16 protein-coding genes are annotated in these 19,007 nt (G+C 68.4%); 11 read left to right on the top strand and 5 right to left on the bottom strand.

Annotation, left to right across the window (positions count from 1 at the left end; translation table 11 throughout):
* Positions 1-98: 98 nt before the first annotated feature.
* A complete protein-coding gene (gene ybaK / locus G3T36_RS12345) occupies positions 99-587 on the bottom strand; it encodes a Cys-tRNA(Pro) deacylase (protein WP_163290049.1) in 489 nt (162 codons plus the stop codon).
* Positions 587-2,704, bottom strand: a complete 2,118-nt coding sequence (glgX, locus tag G3T36_RS12340) for a glycogen debranching protein GlgX (protein WP_163290048.1) — start codon at positions 2,702-2,704, stop codon at positions 587-589. The genes ybaK and glgX overlap by 1 nt, the downstream gene beginning before the upstream one ends.
* 48 nt (positions 2,705-2,752) lie before the next feature.
* On the opposite strand from glgX, the gene G3T36_RS12335 reads away from it, so the two are divergent.
* The 9 genes from G3T36_RS12335 (at position 2,753) to G3T36_RS12295 (ending at position 13,832) form a co-directional block, all read left to right on the top strand.
* Positions 2,753-3,982: an aminotransferase class V-fold PLP-dependent enzyme gene (locus G3T36_RS12335; protein ID WP_163290047.1), complete on the top strand. Its 1,230-nt coding sequence runs from the start codon at positions 2,753-2,755 to the stop codon at positions 3,980-3,982.
* 45 nt (positions 3,983-4,027) lie between these two features.
* Positions 4,028-5,128, top strand: a complete 1,101-nt coding sequence (mnmA, locus tag G3T36_RS12330) for a tRNA 2-thiouridine(34) synthase MnmA (protein ID WP_338031564.1) — start codon at positions 4,028-4,030, stop codon at positions 5,126-5,128.
* 66 nt (positions 5,129-5,194) lie between these two features.
* Complete coding sequence (gene ligA, locus G3T36_RS12325; protein ID WP_163290046.1) at positions 5,195-7,447, top strand: NAD-dependent DNA ligase LigA; 2,253 nt, start codon at positions 5,195-5,197, stop codon at positions 7,445-7,447.
* Between the two features lie 207 nt (positions 7,448-7,654).
* Positions 7,655-8,986 carry an alpha/beta hydrolase gene (locus G3T36_RS12320; RefSeq protein WP_338031563.1) on the top strand — a complete coding sequence of 444 codons (1,332 nt, stop codon included), beginning with the start codon at positions 7,655-7,657 and terminating at the stop codon, positions 8,984-8,986.
* Positions 8,987-9,004: 18 nt separating this feature from the next.
* Positions 9,005-9,301 (top strand): Asp-tRNA(Asn)/Glu-tRNA(Gln) amidotransferase subunit GatC, encoded by a 297-nt coding sequence (gene gatC, locus G3T36_RS12315; RefSeq protein ID WP_163290045.1) that lies wholly within the window; start codon positions 9,005-9,007, stop codon positions 9,299-9,301.
* A 3-nt stretch (positions 9,302-9,304) separates the two neighbouring features.
* Positions 9,305-10,852, top strand: a complete 1,548-nt coding sequence (gene gatA, locus G3T36_RS12310; RefSeq protein WP_163290044.1) for an Asp-tRNA(Asn)/Glu-tRNA(Gln) amidotransferase subunit GatA — start codon at positions 9,305-9,307, stop codon at positions 10,850-10,852.
* The gene (gatB, locus tag G3T36_RS12305) at positions 10,852-12,357 is read left to right on the top strand and encodes an Asp-tRNA(Asn)/Glu-tRNA(Gln) amidotransferase subunit GatB (RefSeq protein ID WP_163290043.1); all 1,506 of its coding nucleotides are present in this window, start codon (positions 10,852-10,854) and stop codon (positions 12,355-12,357) included. The genes gatA and gatB overlap by 1 nt, the downstream gene beginning before the upstream one ends.
* Positions 12,358-12,369: 12 nt before the next feature.
* Positions 12,370-12,927, top strand: a complete 558-nt coding sequence (locus G3T36_RS12300) for a YbaK/EbsC family protein (protein WP_163290042.1) — start codon at positions 12,370-12,372, stop codon at positions 12,925-12,927.
* Complete coding sequence (locus tag G3T36_RS12295; protein ID WP_163290041.1) at positions 12,924-13,832, top strand: oxygenase MpaB family protein; 909 nt, start codon at positions 12,924-12,926, stop codon at positions 13,830-13,832. The genes G3T36_RS12300 and G3T36_RS12295 overlap by 4 nt, the downstream gene beginning before the upstream one ends.
* Positions 13,833-13,835: 3 nt before the next feature.
* On the opposite strand, the gene G3T36_RS19525 is transcribed toward G3T36_RS12295, so the two are convergent.
* Positions 13,836-13,973 (bottom strand): hypothetical protein, encoded by a 138-nt coding sequence (locus G3T36_RS19525; protein WP_193571082.1) that lies wholly within the window; start codon positions 13,971-13,973, stop codon positions 13,836-13,838.
* A 208-nt stretch (positions 13,974-14,181) separates the two neighbouring features.
* On the opposite strand from G3T36_RS19525, the gene G3T36_RS12290 reads away from it, so the two are divergent.
* Together G3T36_RS12290 and G3T36_RS12285 are read left to right on the top strand one after the other, a co-directional pair.
* Positions 14,182-15,948 (top strand): APC family permease, encoded by a 1,767-nt coding sequence (locus tag G3T36_RS12290; protein ID WP_163290040.1) that lies wholly within the window; start codon positions 14,182-14,184, stop codon positions 15,946-15,948.
* Between the two features lie 20 nt (positions 15,949-15,968).
* Positions 15,969-16,502 (top strand): PaaI family thioesterase, encoded by a 534-nt coding sequence (locus tag G3T36_RS12285; RefSeq protein WP_240148446.1) that lies wholly within the window; start codon positions 15,969-15,971, stop codon positions 16,500-16,502.
* On the opposite strand, the gene G3T36_RS12280 is transcribed toward G3T36_RS12285, so the two are convergent.
* Positions 16,499-18,208, bottom strand: coding sequence for a long-chain-fatty-acid--CoA ligase (locus G3T36_RS12280; RefSeq protein ID WP_163290039.1), 1,710 nt, complete (start codon positions 18,206-18,208; stop codon positions 16,499-16,501). The two genes, G3T36_RS12285 and G3T36_RS12280, sit on opposite strands and share 4 nt — an antisense overlap.
* Before the next feature lie 9 nt (positions 18,209-18,217).
* Complete coding sequence (locus G3T36_RS12275; RefSeq protein WP_163290038.1) at positions 18,218-18,871, bottom strand: SDR family oxidoreductase; 654 nt, start codon at positions 18,869-18,871, stop codon at positions 18,218-18,220.
* Positions 18,872-19,007: the final 136 nt, after the last annotated feature.

Raw genomic sequence — 19,007 nt, 5'->3', positions numbered from 1 at the left:
TCCCACTTCCTGCGGCGAGTGGTCGCAAACTCCCCTTCCCGCCGCGATTTTCGGTGAGTTAGTGACGACTCGGCGAGCTGAGGGCGGGCCGCGTCCGGCTAGGGGCGAGCGATCGGGGCGACCGTGGCCGACGTCGCGGAGATGAGGTCGGCCGGGGTCAGTTCGACGTCGAGACCGCGCCGCCCGCCCGACACGAACACGGTGTCGAAGAGTTCAGCGGTCTCGTCGATCACCGTGCGCAGGAGTGTCTTCTGCCCGATCGGGCTGATCCCTCCCACGACGTAGCCGGTGCGGCGCTCGGCGACGGCAGCGTCCGCCATCACGGCGCGCTTCGCCCCCACCGCGGTCGCGAGTGCCTTGAGGTCGAGCCTGCCGTCGACCGGCACGACACCGACGACGAGACCGGCGTCCGTGTCGGCGAGAAGCGTCTTGAACACGCGTTCGGGCTCGACGCCGAGCGCCTCGGCAGCCTCCAGCCCGAACGACGGCGCCGACGGATCGTGCTCGTACGCGTGGACGGCGAACGGGATCCCGGCTGCGGTCAGGGCGACCGTCGCGGGCGTCCCGGCGGAGGTGCGCTTCGCCATCAGCTGGGCAGCGGGTCCGTAATCGGGTGCGGGCTGGGCGCTGCCCCTGGAGCGGCGACGACACGCGGGCCGTTCGCGCGGAACAGCTGCATCGAGGTGCCGCCGACCAGCCGCTCGGACCCCGGTGCGAGCAGCGTCGGGTCCTCGTCGATCGGAACCTCCGTCGCGCTGTCCCACAACAGGTTGTACGACTCGACCCCCGGCGCGACCGGCAGCGAGACGGTCACGTCGTCCTCCACGCCGTGGACGATGAGGAGGATCCGGTTGAACTCCTCCTTGTCCGGCGTGCTCGCCGCAAGGTACTGCAGGGTCCGGTTCTCAGGGGAGTTCCAGTCCTCGTCGTCCATCAGGGCGCCGGTCGCATCGAACCAGTCCATATGGCTCGCGTTCTTCGTCGTCTCACCGAACACGGCGTACTTGCTGGGGCGCAGGGCCGGGTTCGTGCGGCGGAGTTCGAGCAGCCGCCGCGTGGTCTGGTGCAGTTCGCGCTGCTCGCGCGTGCGGAGCCAGCTCAGCCAGGTGAGCTCGCTGTCCTGGCAGTACGCATTGTTGTTGCCCCGCTGGCTTCGCCCGAACTCGTCGCCGGCGGTGAGCATCGGCACGCCCGCAGACAGCAGGAGTGTGCCCAGGAGGTTACGCATCGCCTTGTGGCGGTCCAGGAGGATCGCTTCGTCGGTCGTCTGGCCTTCGACACCGTGGTTGAACGACCGGTTGTTGTCGGTGCCGTCACGGTTGTTCTCGCCGTTGCCCAGGTTGTGCTTGACGTCGTACGAGGTGAGGTCGGCGAGGGTGAACCCGTCGTGTGCGGTGATGAAGTTCACCGATGCGAGCGGACCGCGCTCGGGCGAGAAGGTGTTGGACGAGCCCGCGAGCCGTGTCGCGAATCCGCCGATGCCGGTCGGGGCGGCGCCCTTCGCGCGCGCCTCGGCGACGTCGGCCAGCCAGAACGCGCGTGCGCGGTCGCGGTAACGATCGTTCCATTCCGACCAGCCGAGCGGGAAATTGCCGGTCTGCCAGCCGCCGATACCCACATCCCAGGGTTCGGCGATCATCTTCACGTTCGCGAGGTCCGGGTCTTCGAGGATACCTCTGAGCAGCGGATGGTCGGGGGAGTAGTGCACATCGGCGTCGCGGCCGAGAGTGGCGGCGAGGTCGAAGCGGAATCCGTCGATCTGGACCTCGTTCGCCCAGTAGCGGAGGGAGTCGAGCACCAGTCGCACCGGCACGTCGTGACCGAAGTTGATGGTGTTGCCGCACCCGGTCACGTCGATATAGGCGCCGTGCTCGTCCTGGCGGTAGTAGTTCGCGTTGTCGATTCCCCGGAAGCTCGAGCGGGGGCCGCCGAGTCCTTCTTCGGCCGTGTGGTTGTAGACGACGTCGAGGATGACTTCGAGTCCCGCCTCGTGCAGGAGCTTGACCATCCCCTTGAACTCGGCGAGCACCGCATCCGGTCCTGCCGCCTGCGCCGCCCGCGAGGCGTACGGCGCGTGCGGCGAGAAGAAGTTCAGGGTGTTGTAGCCCCAGTAGTTCGTGAGTCCCTGGTTGATCAGCCGCTGCTCGGAGAGGAACGCCTGCACCGGGAGGAGCTCGACGGCAGTCACCCCGAGGTCACGCAGGTAGCGGGTGGTGGACTCGTGGGCCAGGCCCGCATAGGTGCCGCGCAGCTCTTCGGGGATGTCGGGGTTCAGCTTGCTGATGCCCTTGACGTGGGTCTCGTAGACGACGGTGTGGTCGAGAGGGGTCAGCGGTTTGCGGGAGTCGCCCCAGTCGAAGCCGTCCTCGACGACGTAGGACAGCCATCCGTTCGACCCGGTGTGCAGGAGCCCCCGCGCATAGGGGTCGATCAGCATGGTCTCCGGGTTGAACGTGTTCGTCGGGCTCGCCGGTCCTGACACGCGGATCGCGTATCGCCGCCCGGGAGTGAGCGAGCGCGACCGGCCGACCCACACGTTGTGCGAGTCCCTCGTCATGCTTACGGTCTTGACCAGCCAGTTCGCGTCCTTGTCGTCGAACAGGCAGAGTTCCATCCCGTCGGCGTTCTCCGACCAGACGCGCAACTCGCCGCCGCGTTCGGTGACGCGAACGCCGAGATTGCGCAGGTGATCGGCAGAAGTCATGCGATCTAGAGTAGTGAATGCAGGCTGAACGAAGAGGGAGTGGTGGTCGTGGCCGTCTACCTGGACCATGCGGCGACGACGCCGATGCTGCCGGAGGCGATCGCGGCGTACGCCGAGGCGATGGGCGTCGTCGGGAACCCGTCGTCGATCCACAGTCAGGGCCAGCAGGCGAAACGGATGCTCGAGGAAGCCAGGGAGACCGTCGCAGCGTCGCTCGGCTGCGACCCGATCGAGGTCGTGTTCACGTCGGGGGGCACGGAAGCGATCAACCTCGCGCTGAAGGGACTGTACTGGGCGCGCAACGACACGCGGCAGCCCGTGCGGCCGCGGATCCTGGCGCCGGGCGGTGAGCACCACGCGACCGTGGACACGCTCGAGTGGCTCGAGCGGTATGAGGGCGCGTCCGTCGAGTGGCTTCCGCTCGACGACCGCGGTGTGCTCGACCTGGATGCCGCGCAGGAGGCGTTCGCGCACGACAGCGACGCGATCGCCGTTGCGACGTCGCTGTGGGTCAACAACGAGGTCGGGACGATCGAACCCGTCGCAGAGCTCGCCCGGATCGGGCAGGACCAGGGCGTCCCCGTGCACCTGGATGCCGTGGCCGCCTACGGGCACCTGCCCATCGACTTCGCGGAACTGCGGCGTCGGACCGGGAGCACCGCGGCCGGACTCGTCGCGCTCAGCGTCTCCGCGCACAAGATCGGCGGTCCGGTCGGCATCGGAGCGCTCGTCCTCAGCCGCAGCGCGACGGTCGTCCCGCTCGTTCACGGCGGCGGCCAGCAGCGGAATGTGCGCAGCGGAACACAGGATGTCGCTGCTGCAGTGGCATTCGCCGTCGCGGCGGAGCGGGCGGTGCGCGACCTCGACGCCGAGCGGGCAAGGCTCGAGGGCCTGCGCGACCGACTCATCCGCGGCGTCGCCGAGGCCGTGCCGGAGGCCGTGCTGAGTGGAATGCCCGCGGGAGACCCCGGGCGCGTCGCATCCAATGTGCACTTCGTGTTTCCCGGAGCGCAAGGGGATTCGCTGCTCTTCCTGCTCGACGTCGCCGGCATCTCCGTCTCGACCGGGTCGGCGTGCCAGGCGGGAATCCCGGAGCCGTCGCACGTGCTGATCGCCATGGGGCGAAGCACCGAGGACGCCCGCGGCGCCCTGCGAATCACTCTCGGCCGCACGACGAGCGAAGCGGACGTGGATGCGGTCGTGGCCGCGATTCCCGGAGCGTACGCGCAGGCTGCGCGCGCGGGGCTGGCCGAACGGGCCACCCGGCTCGGCCGCTGAGCGCTCTCTCGGCGAGCGGCCAGCAGCGCCACGTAGACTTGCCGGGTGAAAGTTCTGGCAGCGATGAGCGGTGGAGTCGACTCGGCAGTGGCGGCGGCGCGTGCCGTAGAAGCCGGCCACGATGTCGTCGGCGTCCATCTGGCTCTGAGTCGTATGCCGGGAACCCTGCGCACCGGCTCACGGGGCTGCTGCACGATCGAGGATTCGATGGATGCGCAGCGTGCCGCGAACCTCATCGGCATCCCGTACTACGTCTGGGACTTCTCCGAGCGGTTCAAGCTCGACGTGGTCGACGACTTCATCGCCGAGTACTCGGCCGGTCGCACCCCCAACCCGTGCATGCGCTGCAACGAGAAGATCAAGTTCGCGGCACTCCTCGAGAAGGCGCTCGACCTGGGCTTCGACGCCGTCTGCACCGGTCACTACGCCTCGATCGTGACCGATGACGACGGCAATCGCGAACTGCACCGCGCGAGCGCGTGGGCGAAAGACCAGTCGTACGTGCTCGGCGTTCTCACCGCCGAGCAGCTGGCGCACGCGATGTTCCCGCTCGGCGCGACGCCGTCGAAGGCCGAGGTCCGGGCGGAGGCGGCCGCGCGTGGCTTCAGTGTCGCGAACAAACCGGACTCGCACGACATCTGCTTCATCCCCGACGGCGACACGCGCGGCTGGCTGGCGGAGCGCGTGGGAGCGGAGATCGGCGACATCCTCGACCGTGCCGGCAATCGGCTGGGCAGCCACGAGGGCGCCCATGCGTTCACGGTCGGTCAGCGCAAGGGCCTGAACATCGGCTTCCCGGCAGACGACGGCAAGCCCCGGTTCGTGCTCGAGGTGCGCCCGAAGGACAACACGGTCGTCGTCGGCCCCAAGGAGGCGCTCGACATCGCCGAGATCGCCGGCTCACGCTTCACCTGGGCCGGCCGGGCGCCGGAGGACCCGGCCACGCCGTTCGCGTGCGAGGTGCAGATCCGCGCCCACGCCGACCCCGTGCCGGCCGTCGCCGTCGTTCGTGACGGCGAACTGGTCGTACGCCCCGACGAGCCCCTCAACGGCGTCGCTCCGGGCCAGACCGCTGTCGTGTACGTCGGGACGCGCGTGCTCGGCCAGGCGACCATCGACCGCACCACCTCGGCCGTCCCGGCCTGACCGGAGGCAACGGCTCGCTCGGTAGCCGGGCCTCCCGACGTCGGCGGTGGTTTATATGCTTGCAGCGTGGCGATCGAGACGACGACGGACGACCTCGCGCAGGCGCGCGCCGAGGCCCAGCAGCTGACCACGCGCATCCTGGAACTGCGGGACGCGTACTACGAACGCGACACCGTGCTGGTGAGCGACGAGGAGTACGACCGCATGATGCGGCGGCTCGAAGAGCTCGAGCGGCTGTTTCCCGAACTCCAGAGCCAGGACAGCCCCACCCAGACCGTCGGCGGCCGCGCCCAGACCACGCTGTTCGCCCCGGTGCAGCACGCCGAGCGGATGCTGAGCCTCGACAACGTCTTCTCGCTGGGGGAGTTCGAGGCCTGGGCGGCAAAGGTGGAGCGGGACGCCGGCCGACGTGTCGACTACCTGTGCGAACTGAAGATCGACGGCCTCGCCATCAACCTCCGCTACCAGAACGGGACCCTCGTGTCGGCCGCGACCCGCGGTGACGGTGTGGTGGGCGAAGACGTCACGGAGAACGTGCGGCTCATCCCCGCCATCCCGACCCGGCTCGCCGGCGACGGGCCGTTCCCGGCGCTGGTGGAAGTGCGCGGCGAGGTGTTCTTCCCCGTCGCGCAGTTCGACGAGCTCAACGAGCACCAGCAGGAGGCCGGCGAGCGCGTCTTCGCCAATGCGCGCAATGCTGCGAGCGGATCGCTCCGCCAGAAGGCCGAGGGCAAGAACGCCGCCCAGCTCGCGCTCATGCACGACCGGCTGCGCCGCCTGCACATGCTCGTCCACGGCATCGGCGCCTGGCAGAACCCGCCGGTCGCCTCGCAGTCGCAGATCTACGAGCTGCTGGCCACGTGGGGGCTGCCCACCTCGACGCATTACCGGGTGCTCGACGCGGCCACGAAGGTCGACGAGTTCATCGAGTATTTCGGTGCACATCGTGGCAGCGTCGAACACGAGATCGACGGCATCGTCATCAAGGTGGACGAGCTGGCGCTCCACGACGAGCTGGGGGCGACCTCACGGGCGCCGCGCTGGGCCATCGCCTACAAGTACCCTCCGGAGCAGGTGAACACGAAGCTGCTGGACATCGTCGTCAGCGTCGGAAGGACCGGACGCGCCACGCCCTTCGCGGTGATGGAGAAGGTGCGCGTCGCCGGGTCCGAAGTGCGCCAGGCCACCCTTCACAACCAGGACGTGGTCAAGGCCAAGGGCGTGCTGATCGGCGACACCGTCGTCCTGCGCAAGGCCGGTGACGTCATCCCGGAGGTGCTCGGCCCGGTCGTCGAGCTGAGGGACGGCACGGAGCGGGAGTTCGTGATGCCGGAGTTCTGCCCGGAATGCGGCACGCGCCTGGCGCCCGCCAAGGAGGGCGACATCGACCTCCGCTGCCCGAATGCCGAGTTCTGCCCGGCGCAGGTGCGCGGCCGGGTGGAGCATATCGGCTCGCGTGGAGCGCTCGACATCGAGGCTCTGGGGGAGGTGGCCGCGGCGGCTCTCACCCAGCCGAAGTTCCCAGAGCGAGCGCCGCTCCCGACCGAGGCGGGGCTGTTCGGGCTGACGCTTGCCGACCTGTTCCCGATCGCGGTCGTCGTGCGCGACTCGGAGACCGGCCTGCCCAAGCTCACCGAATCCGGGGAGCCGAAGGTGGACACGCCGTTCCGTCGCCGCCGCCAGAAGAAAGACGGCGTCTACGACCCCGAGGCAGGCGGTTTCGACGGAGATGAGATGTCCGTGCCGTCGAAGTCGGCGATCGAGCTGCTGAACAACCTGTCGGGCGCTCGCACGAAGCCGTTGTGGCGCATCCTGGTCGCACTGAACATCCGGCACGTCGGGCCGGTCGCGGCACGTGCGCTGGCCGACCACTTCGGTTCGCTCGACGCCATCCGGTCCGCGACCCGCGAGGAGCTCGCAGCGGTGGACGGGGTTGGCGGAATCATCGCGGATGCGGTGCTGGCCTGGTTCGACGTGGAGTGGCACCGCGAGATCATCGAACGCTGGGCGGCCGACGGCGTGCAGTTCACCACCCCCGATCATCCGGGGCCGGGTGCCGCGCAGGCGGCGGGCGGCACACTCGCCGGGCTCACGATCGTGGCGACCGGAACGCTCGAAGGGTTCACCCGCGAGGGCGCGCAAGAGGCGATCATCGCTGCAGGGGGAAAGTCAGCATCGAGCGTCTCCAAGAACACCGACTACGTCGCGGCGGGTCCGGGGGCGGGCTCGAAGCTCGCCAAAGCCGAGCAGCTCGGCATTCCGATCATCGATGCCGATGGCTTCCGCCGACTGCTCGATGGGGGGCCGGACGCACTCTGAGACCGCGAGATCCCTGCTAAAATGCGGGTTCTACTCCCGAACAGGGGGTAGAACGAGTATCTGGCAGACGTTGGCCGACCGATAGCATCGAAGAGCACGCCTCGCCAGAGGCGGAGCAAGGGCTCTGCTCGTCGCTCTCGGAGGGACCCGGACGGAGTGCTGGTCGGCTTTGCAGCAATACTTTCAATTACCTCGGCGCTAACGGGAGTGGCCGGGGCCGGTGCTGTGCCCGGCGAGATGACGCACCAGACGCTCGGCCCGGCGGGCATCGTCTCCCACGACACGGCCCCTCAGTCCGGCATCGGCGACGCACCGGCCGGCAGCACCCGGACGGGGCTCCTCGCGGCCGGCACCCTCCGGGTCCTCAGCCGGCTGAGCGCCTCCGACATCCCCTCCTACATCGAATCGCACCGGGCCGCGCTCGATGCGATGCTCGTCAATCCGCCTCGGGCGAGTGACGTCGCCGCACTCTGGAAACTGATCGACCCTCGAAAACAGGAGGCACTCGTCAAGGCTGCACCGCACGTCATCGGCAACCTCGAGGGAATCCCGTATGCCGTGCGCGGCCGTGCGAACGTACGCGACCTGAAGCAGACCATGGCGGAGACCCGCGAAAACCTGTCGAACGAGTCAGGCAAAGCCGAGCGCCTCACGATGAAGCGAACGCTCGACACGCTCCAGAACATCACGAAGGCGCTCGCCCGGCACGACGGAGTCAGGCGGACCCTCATCGGTCTCGACGCCTCGTCCGACGCCCGCGCCGCGATCGTCATCGGCGACCTCTCCAGGGCGCACTTCATCAGCTACCTCGTGCCCGGGATGTACATGTCCGTCGACGAACAGATCGTCGACTGGGCGAAAGTCGGACAAGAGCTCTACGACTCGCAGACGGACTGGCTCCGACGACTCCTCGGTCCGCGCGGATCACAGGCGACGCCCGGCGTCGCGACCGTCGCCTGGATCGGCTACCAGACCCCGGAACTGATGAACATCGGCGGCCTCGACCTCGCGACCCAGGGCGCGAACAACCTCGAGCGATCCCTCGAAGGGCTGCAGAGCATCCGGCAGAACGATCCTCCCTACGTGAGCGTCTTCGCCCACTCGTACGGCTCGACGGCAGCTTTGCTGGCGCTTCAGCGGCACTCGGTGACCATCGACGCACTCGCACTGCTCGGTTCGCCGGGCAGTGACGCGCAGTCGGTGGCGCAGTTGAGCGTCAGGGATGGCAACGTTTTCGTTGGCCAGGCGCCGATGGATCCCATCGTGCACAGCGCATTCTTCGGCAGCGACCCCGGGGCCGCGACGTACGGAGCACAGAAGATGGGCGTGGCGGGCGGAGTCGACCCGATCACCGAGAAGACGCTCGCAGGCTCGTCGGGTCACAACGAGTACTTCGCGACTGGGAGCGAATCGATGCGCAACCTCGCGCTCATCGGGATCGACATGGGCGAACTGGTCATGGGCGGGGCGTCGGCCGGCAGCCCGACGGCGACCACGGCGTCGGGCGGCTCGAATAGGATTGAGGGATCCAAACACTGACGCAGCAGACGGAGACCCATGTCCGAAATTAGCGCCGAACAGGTCGCGCACCTGGCGAGTCTGGCCAGGATCGACCTGAGCCCCGAAGAGATCACCAGCCTGACCCGCGAGCTGGGCCAGATCGTCGACGCAGTCGCCAAGGTCACCGAGGTCGCCGGGCCCGACGTTCCCGCCACGAGCCACCCCGTTCCCCTCACGAACGTCTTCCGCGAAGACGTCATCGTCCCCGGCCTCACCGTCGAGCAGGCGCTCTCCGGCGCGCCCGACCGCGAAGGCGACTGGTTCCGCGTTCCGCCCATCCTGGACGAGGAGTAGCACATGACCGACCTCACCAGGCTTTCTGCATCGACCCTCGCCGACCTGCTCGCGACCCGCGACATCTCGTCGGTCGAGGCCACCCGTGCCCACCTCGATCGCATCGAAGCGGTCGACGAGGACGTCCACGCATTCCTCCACGTCGCCGGCGATGCAGCCCTGGCGACGGCGGCGGACATCGACGCCCGACGGGCCGCCGGCGCCCGGCTCTCGCCCCTGGCCGGCGTGCCGATCGCGATCAAGGACGTGCTGGCGACGAAGGACATGCCGTCGACGTCGGGCTCGAAGATCCTCGAAGGCTGGCTGCCGCCGTACGACGCGACCGTCGTACGCAAGCTCCGCGAGGCCGACCTCGTCCCGCTCGGCAAGACCAACATGGACGAGTTCGCCATGGGATCGTCGACCGAGCACTCGGCCTACGGTCCGACCCGCAACCCGTGGGACCTCGAACGGATCCCGGGAGGCTCGGGCGGCGGTTCTGCCGCCGCGGTGTCGGCGTTCGAGGCACCACTCGCCCTCGGCTCCGACACCGGTGGGTCCATCCGCCAGCCCGCGGCCGTGACCGGGTCGGTCGGCGTGAAGCCCACCTACGGAGGGGTCAGCCGGTACGGAGCGATCGCGCTCGCGAGCTCGCTCGACCAGGTCGGCCCCGTGTCGCGATCGGTGCTCGATGCCGCGCTTCTTCACGATGTGATCGGCGGACACGACCCGTTCGACTCCACCTCGCTCTCCGACACCTGGCCGTCCATGGCCGCGGCTGCCCGCGTCGGCCTGGCCGGGGGAGCCCTGAAAGGCGTCCGCGTCGGTGTCATCACCGAGCTCTCGGGCGACGGGTTCCAGGCCGGTGTGAAGCAGCGCTTCGACGAGTCGCTCGCGCTGCTCGAGTCCGCCGGCGCCGAGATCGTCGAGGTGGCCGCTCCCAGCTTCGAATACGCCATCGCCGCGTACTACCTGATCCTGCCGGCCGAGGCCTCGAGCAACCTCGCTCGTTTCGACTCGGTCCGCTTCGGTCTGCGCATCGACCCCGCCGATGGGCCGGTGACGGTCGAGCGAGTCATGGCGGCCACCCGCGACGCCGGATTCGGCCCTGAGGTCAAGCGCCGCATCATCCTCGGCACCTACGCACTGAGCGCAGGCTATTACGACGCCTACTACGGCAGCGCGCAGAAGGTGCGCACGCTCATCCAGCGCGACTTCGCCGCAGCGTTCGAGAAGGTGGATGTGCTGGTCAGCCCGAGCGCGCCGACGACGGCTTTCCGTTTCGGCGAGAAGCTGGCCGATCCGATGGCGATGTACCTCAACGATGTCACCACCATTCCGGCCAACCTCGCCGGTGTCCCGGGCATGGGCCTTCCGATCGGCCTGGCGCCCGAGGACGGGCTGCCGGTTGGCATCCAGCTGATGGCGCCGGCACGGGCCGACGCCAGGCTGTACACGGTCGGCGCCGCGCTCGAGCAGCTCCTCGAGCAGCAGTGGGGGCACACCCTCCTCAGCCAGGCGCCCGACCTGTCAGCCACCGAGATGTTCGCGAGTGAAGAGGGAGCCGTCTGATGGCCGCAGCGAAATTGATGGACTACGACACGGCCCTCGAACTCTTCGAACCGGTCCTCGGCTTCGAGGTGCACGTCGAGCTGAACACGACGACGAAGATGTTCTGCGGGTGTTCGAACGCATTCGGGCAGGGTGCGAACACCAACACGTGCCCGACCTGCCTCGGGCTCCCCGGCGGGCTGCCGCAGGTCAACAAGAAGGCGATCGAGTCGAGCATCCGGCTCGGGCTCGCGCTCGGCTGCAGCATCGCCGAGACGAGCAGGTTCGCGCGCAAGAACTACTTCTACCCGGACACGCCCAAGAACTTCCAGACCTCGCAGTACGACGAGCCGATCGCGTACGACGGCAGCATCACCATCGAGCTCGAGAGCGGTCGCGCCGTCACCGTCGCCATCGAACGCGCGCACATGGAGGAGGACGCCGGAAAGCTCACCCACGTCGGCGGCTCGACCGGTCGCATCCAGGGCGCGGACTACTCGCTCGTCGACTTCAACCGCGGCGGTGTTCCGCTCGTCGAGATCGTCACCAAGATGATCGAGGGCGCAGAAGCGGACGCACCCGAGGTCGGACGCACCTACGTCGCCGTCATCCGGGAGCTCGTCAAGGCGCTCGGCATCTCGAACGCCCGGATGGAGGAGGGCAATGTGCGCTGTGACGCCAACGTGTCCCTCCGCCCGCGCGGATCCTCGGTGCTCGGCACGCGCACGGAGACGAAGAACGTGAACTCCCTCCGTTCCGTCGAGCGTGCGGTGCGCTACGAGATCCAGCGCCAGGCGGCCATCCTCGCCGCGGGCGGCACCATCACGCAGGAGACCCGCCACTGGCACGAGGACAGCGGCACGACCAGCGCCGGCCGGCCGAAGAGCGACGCCGACGATTACCGGTACTTCCCCGAGCCCGACCTCGTGCCGGTCGCTCCGTCGCGCGAATGGGTCGAAGAACTCCGCGCGACCCTGCCCGAGCCGCCCGCAGCGCGCCGCAAGCGCCTTGCGACGGACTGGGGTTTCACGGCCCTCGAATTCCAGGACGTCGCGAACGCCGACCTGCTCGATGTCGTCGAGGCGACCGTGGCCGCCGGTGCGAGCCCTGCCGCGGCCCGCAAATGGTGGACCGGTGAGATCGCGCGGCTGGCGAACGCGCAGGGCGTGGATGCGTCCACGCTCGTCTCTCCGGAGCACGTGGCGGCTCTCGCCCGGCTCATCGACGACGGCACCCTCACCGACCGGCTGGCTCGGCAGGTGCTCGAAGGCGTCATCGCCGGCGAAGGATCTCCCCAGGAGGTCGTCGACGCCCGCGGACTGGCGGTCGTCTCCGACGATGGAGCCCTCATCGCCGCGATCGACGAGGCGCTCGCCGCCCAGCCCGACGTGCTCGAGAAGATCCGCGACGGCAAGGTGCAGGCGGCCGGGGCGGTGATCGGCGCGGTCATGAAGGCGATGAAAGGCCAGGCCGACGCGGCCAGGGTGCGCGAACTCGTCCTCGAGCGGGCGTCCGCCGGAGTTTGACAGAATCAGGTCATGGGAGTCTTCACACTCGGCGGCCTGACCACTGTTCCCGCGGCGACGCGGCCTGACCTGCTCAGCGGCCCGACGGCATCCGCTCTCGCCGATGCCGGCCTGCTGGCCGAGGTCGGGGTCGTCGAGATCGACCCCGACGTCTCGGACACCGCCGCGACGAAGGAGCGGTTCGGCCTCGACGCCGGCACGCTGGCGAACTGCGTCGTCGTCGCCGGGAAGCGCGAGGGCGTCGAACGGATCGCTGCGTGCGTGGTGCTGGCGACGACGCGTGCCGACATCAACTCGGCCGTCAAGCGGCTTCTCGACGTGCGCAAGTGCTCGTTCCTGCCGATGGATCGTGCGGTCGAGCTGACAGGCATGGAGTACGGCGGCATCACACCGATCGGCCTCCCCGAGGACTGGCGGGTGTTCGTCGACAGCCGCGTGGCGGCGACGGATGTGGTCATCATCGGGTCGGGCGTGCGCCGGTCGAAGCTGCTCCTCCCGGGCGCTCTGCTCGGCCAGGTGCCCGGGGTGCGCATCGTCGACGACCTCGCAATGGACGCGCCGGCCGGATGACGCGCCTCACCGACCCCATCCGTGTCCGGCTCCTCGAGACTCTTGCCGGGCAGCGCAGCGGCGTGCCGGGGTGGGTGCAGGAATTCGAACGCGGCGAGGATGTCGGGTTCTTCGGTCCGGACAGCGCCGCCTGGGCCGTCCACGGTGCCATGCCGACCCTCGTCGCGGGCATCCGTGCCCTGCTCATGCAGGCGCTCCACCCGGGGGCGCTCGCCGGCGTGCGGGACTGGTCGCGCTACCGGGAGGATCCGCTGGGCCGGCTCGCGGGGACCATCCGCTGGATCCACACCGTCACCTACGGCGACACGATGCAGGCGAGGCAAGGCTCGGAGTGGGTCCTCCGGCTCCACGAGCGCGTCGTCGGGACCTACATTGACGCACGCGGGGTCACCCGGGACTACGCCGCCAACGACCCCGACCTTCTGTCGTGGGTCCACCTGGCCTTCACGGATTCGTTCCTCTCGGCCCACGAGCTCTGGGGACCGCCGGTTCCGGGCGGCTCCGACGGCTATGTGGCCGAGTGGGCGACCGCAGGCGAACTCATGAACGTGCCGAACCCGCCCCGTACGCGGGCCGACCTGAAGGCGCAGCTCGCGGCTTTTCTGCCCGACCTCCGCGGCGGCGCGGATGCGGACGAGATCGTGCGTTTCGTCCGTCAGGCTCCGCTGCGGCGCGCCCTCCGGCCGTCGTACGCCGTGCTGTTCGCCGGCGCCGTGCACTCCCTGGAGTCGCCGTACCGCGAACTGCTCGGCCTGCGGGAGCCGCGACTCGGCCCGATTCCGCTGCCGATCACCGGTGCGACGTCTCTCGTGCTCCGCGGGGCGGGCCGGATGCTCGGCCCGAGGAGCGCAGGCGAGATCGCCGCCCGGCGTCGGCTGGAACGATTGAGCGCTAGCGCTTCTTGAGCGCTAGCGCTTCTTGATGTCGGAGACGGCGTCGAGGTGCGCCTTGGCGTCCGACTTGGCGTGTTTCTCCAGGCGCTTCTCTTTCAGGGTCTTGGACGCGGCCGTTTTCGAACTGTTCTTCTTCGGTGACTTGTCAGACATGGTGACTCCCTTGATCGGGAGCCGAACGGCTCCGTAATGCTGACCTTATGCCTTTTCCCTGAGTGCCGCTCCGACTCGCAGGCAGTCTTCAGAGGTGATGCGTGAACGGCGGAAAAGGCGTAGACATATCTCGTCGGGCTGTTCACCGATGAGCAGCCGTTCGCGACCCGTTCCGGCCGGCACGTCGGCCGCAGTGTTGGGAGACCCGATGACGAACACTGTTCCCGGTTCACGCCCCGAATCCGTCGACAGCAAGGGGCTGAAGTCCGGCGCTCTCGGACTCGTCTCGAGTGTGGTGGTGGGCGTCGCATCCACGGCACCCGCCTACAGTCTCGCTGCGAGCCTCGGATTCATCGTCGTCGGCGGCACGCTCGCTGCGGGCGTCCACGCACCCGGTATCGTGCTGCTCGCCTTCGTACCGATGTACCTGATCGCCGTGGCCTACCAGGAACTGAACAAAGCGGAACCCGACTGCGGCACCACCTTCACCTGGGCGTCGAGAGCGTTCGGTCCGATCACCGGCTGGATGGGCGGCTGGGGGATCATCATCGCCGACGTGATCGTCATGTCCAACCTGGCCCAGATCGCCGGTTCGTATACATTCACGTTCGTCGGCACGCTCTTCTCGCTGCCGGCGGTGACGGCGCTGGCGTCGAACACGGTCGCAACTCTCATCGCCGGCCTGCTGTGGATCGCCGCCATGACCTGGATCTGCTACCGCGGTATCGAGATCTCGGCACGCGTGCAGTACGTCCTTCTCGGGTTCGAGGTCGTCATCCTGCTGTTCTTCGCCGGATTCGCGCTGACCAAGGTGTACACGGGCAACGCCGAGCCGTACTCGCTGATACCGCAGTGGAACTGGTTCAACCCGTTCGGGCTCGACTTCGCGCAGACGATCGCGCCGGCCATGCTGACCGCGATCTTCATCTACTGGGGTTGGGATACGGCAGTCTCGATCAACGAAGAGACGAAGAACCCCGAGAAGACCCCGGGTCGCGCGGCAGTGATCAGCACCCTTCTCCTCCTGGTCACGTACGCCGTCGTCACGGTCGCCTCCATCGCGTTCGCGGGGGTGGGCGACAAAGGCATCGGCCTGGCGAACCCGGCCAACTCGGCAGACGTGTTCTCGGCCATCGGACCGACGTTGTTCGGTTCCGGCCCGGTCGGCACGATTCTCATGACCCTGCTCGGCTTCTCGATCCTGACCTCTGCGTCGGCGTCGACCCAGACGACCATCCTCCCGACTGCACGCACGGCCCTGTCGATGGCCGTCTACAAGGCCATTCCCGAGCGGTTCGCACGCATCCACCCGCGGTTCCTGACGCCGACCTGGTCGACGATCGGCATGGGACTCGTCTCGGCACTGTTCTTCGTGCTCTTCACATGGATCAGTCCGAGCCTGCTGCTGGCCCTGATCGGTTCGATCGGCCTGATGATCGCGTTCTATTACGGTCTGACCGGCTTCGTCTGTGTCTGGTTCTATCGCAAGACGTTGTTCAGGTCGTTCCGCACCGTGATCTTCCGTGGCGTGTTTCCGTTCGTGGGCGGCGTCATCCTGCTCGCCGTGTTCATCTACGGCCTGATCCAGTTCGTCGCCCCCGACTGGCTGCAGGATGCGAACGGCAACAACGTGACCATCTTCGGTATCGGGGCCGAAGCGGTCGTCGGCGTCGGCGGTCTGCTGATCGGCCTGGTGCTGATGGGCATCTGGTGGCTCATCAAGCCCGACTTCTTCAAGGGCGAGACGCTCCCGATGCGCTCCGACGACCTCGTGCTCGCGAATGTCGAGGGCGGTCTGGCCGGGTTCGGTCTTCCCGATTCGGGTGAGTTCGCAACGGTCATCGCTCCCGACCTGTCGAACCTGCCTCCCGGGCAGACGGCGATCAACATCGAGACGGGTGAGCGGGTGAACACCCCGTCGGAGCTGCCTCCGACCGACACGCACTACGGGAAGGCCCCGGAGGAGCGCGAGTGAGCTGTGCATAGGCTGTCTGCATGACGATGACGCCACCGAGCGAGCCCGAGGGAACCGAGCCGGCGGATGCAGCGCGCCGCCGCGTCATCGAGTGGGAGGATCCGGCGCCCGGGTTCGCCGTGATGCCCACCATGTCGGGGCTCGACTACCTGAGGACGCTGATCCGCGGCGAGCTGCCGCCTCCGCCGATCATGGCTCACCTGAACATGGCACTGGTGGATGCAGACGTCGGTACGGCCGTGTTCGTGTGCGAACCTGACGAGTCGCATTACAACCCGATCGGCACGGTGCACGGCGGCGTGGTCTGCACCCTCCTCGACTCGGCACTCGGATGCGCGGTGCAGAGCACGCTCGCGCAGGGCCAGGGCTACACGTCGATCGAGATCAAGGTGAACTACCTGCGACCCGTGTTCGCCGGGACAGGGCCGCTCACGTGCGTCGGAACGGTCACCAAGCCCGGCAACCGCGTCGCGTTCGCCGACGGGGTGGTGACGGATGCGTCGGGCAAGGCGGTCGCGACGGCCACCGGTTCGCTGCTCGTCTTCCCGATCTAGTGCGGCGACGGCTGCTCAGCCTGGTGCTTGAGAAGCTGCTCCCGCACTTGGCGCCGCATGACCTTGCCGATCAGCGACCTCGGCAGCTCGTCGACCTGGGTGACGTGCTTCGGCACCTTGTACGCCGTCAGGTTCTCCCGGGCGTAGGCGCGGATGGCGGCCTCGTCGAACGAGGCGCCGGGCTTCATGACGACCGCAGCCACCACATCCTCACCGCCGCGCCCGTGAGGGACACCGACGACCGCGACGTCCGCGACGCCCTCGACGGTCCGCAGGCAGTCCTCGACCTCGGTCGGCGCCACGTTGAAGCCGCCGGTGATGATGAGCTCCTTGATGCGGTCGACAATCCTCACGAAGCCGTCGTCGTCCATCGTCACGATGTCGCCGGTGCGGAACCAGCCGTCGGCGTCCAGAACTTTGGCTGTCTCGTCGGGTTTGCGCCAGTACCCCGAGAACACCTGCGGGCCACGCGCGACCAGTTCGCCCTCTTCGCCGAAGGGCCGATCGGTCTGCGGGTCCTCAGGATCGACGACGCGCAGTTCTGTGCTCGGCATGGCGAGCCCGACCGTGCCCGCCTTCCGTGTCGTCCCGACCGGGTTAGCCATCAGCACGGGGGAGCATTCCGACAGCCCGTAGCCCTCGACGAGATAGCCGCCCGTCTCCTTCTCCCACATCGACACGATCGTGTCGGGCAGGTTCATCGCACCCGAGATGGCGATGTCGATGCCGCTGAGCGACACCTTCTTCTCTTTCGCGGCAGTGGCCAACCGCTCATAGATGGGCGGGACAGCCGGCAGGAACGTCGGCGGCCGCTTCTTGATGACGTCGAGCACGAGGTCGGGGTCGAACTTGGGGAACAGCACGAGCCGGGAACCCATGCTCATCGCGAACGTGAGGCAGAGGGTCAGGCCGTACGCATGGAACAAGGGGAGGACCGCGTAGACGACCGAGCTGCCGCGCTCGATCGCGGGAACCCAGGCGCGAGCCTGTGCCGCGTTCGATCCGAGGTTCCGGTGGCTGAGCATCGCACCCTTCGGCACGCCGGTCGTCCCGCTGGTGTACTGGATCAGGGCGAGATCTTCGGCCTCGGGGCGCGGGTGCGTCGCCTGGATCGCACGGTTGTCGAGGAGCTTCTCCCAGGGGATGGTGCCGCGCACCTGCGTGGTCAGCTGGCCGCGGGCCTTGCGCGCGGCCGCGACGGGTAACCGCAACGCGAACCGCTTCGTCGCCGGCATCGCGCGGGTGATGTCGACAGAGATGATGGTGGCGACGCCGAGATCGGCGGGAAGGTCCTGCACCATGGCGCTCGCCTTGTCCCAGACGATCGCGAGCTCCGCGCCGTGGTCCTCGAACTGGTGCCGGAGCTCGCGGGGGGTGTAGAGCGGGTTGTGCTCCACGACGATCGCCCCCAGCCGCAGCACGGCGTAGAAGGCGACGACATGCTGAGGACAGTTCGGGAGCACGAGCGCCACCCGGTCGCCCTTCCGCACCCCGAGATGCCGCAGGCCCTCGGCCGCGCGGGCGATCTGGTCGCCCAGGGCGGCGTAGGTCGTGGTCGCCCCGAAGAACTCGAGCGCGACGTTCCTGCCGTAGGTGGCGACGGAGTCGTCGATCAGGTGCGAGAGCGAGCCCTCGGGGAGAACGATCTCGTCAGGGACATCAGGGGCGTAGCTGGCCCGCCACGGCCGATCGGCATACGTAGTCACGAGCAGAGCCTACGCGTCGCGCACGGCCTCGGCGATGGGCGTCTCCCCTTCGATGACCTCCCACTGTTTCCCGATCGAGTGCGGTTCGTCCATGCAGGCGGCGATGAGTGCGGCGACATCCGCACGGGCGATCGAACCCCGCGGCACGGTCGGACCGAGGCGGACCCGACCCGTGCCCTCGTCGTACGTGAGAGCGCCGGGTCGGAGGATGGTCCAGTCGAGGCCGGACTGCCGGAGCACCGCATCCGCGTCGCGCTTGGCGGCGACGTACGCCGCCCACTGCTCGTCCGCATCCTCGGCGACGGGGTTGTCGACTCCCCACGCCGAGACCTGGATGAAGCGGCGCACCCCGGCGATGATCGCCGCCTGCACCGACTTCACCGAGCCTGCATAGTCGACCGTGCGTTTCCGCTCCACGCCCGAGCCGGGGCCGGCCCCCGCGCTGAAGACGACGACATCGCAGCCGGCGAAGGGAACGGCGAGCTGCTCCGCCGAAGCCGCCTCGATGTCGAGGAGCGCGCCCTCGCCGCCGAGACGGAAGACATCTTCGCCGTGCTCATCGTTCCGCACGACGCCGACGAATTCGTCGCCCCTGTCGTAGAGGATGCGCATCAGCTGCTGCGCGACTTTACCGTGGGCACCGACGATGGCAACGCGAGTCATGGCACCATCTTCCTCCCCACGGTCCGCTGCGCCCAAGGCGAACATCCTGTCGCGCGGATGCGCAACCTTGGTAGCCTCACGAATGATCGCGGGTTCACGCGGTTCGTCCTGAGACCGTTCCGCTGCTGACACCGTT

The sequence above is a fragment of the Leifsonia tongyongensis genome, assembly GCF_010686705.1.
GTDB classification, from domain to species: domain Bacteria; phylum Actinomycetota; class Actinomycetes; order Actinomycetales; family Microbacteriaceae; genus Diaminobutyricibacter; species Diaminobutyricibacter tongyongensis.
Note: the sequence above shows the minus strand (reverse complement) of the source record. Positions and strands in the feature narration are given on the sequence as shown.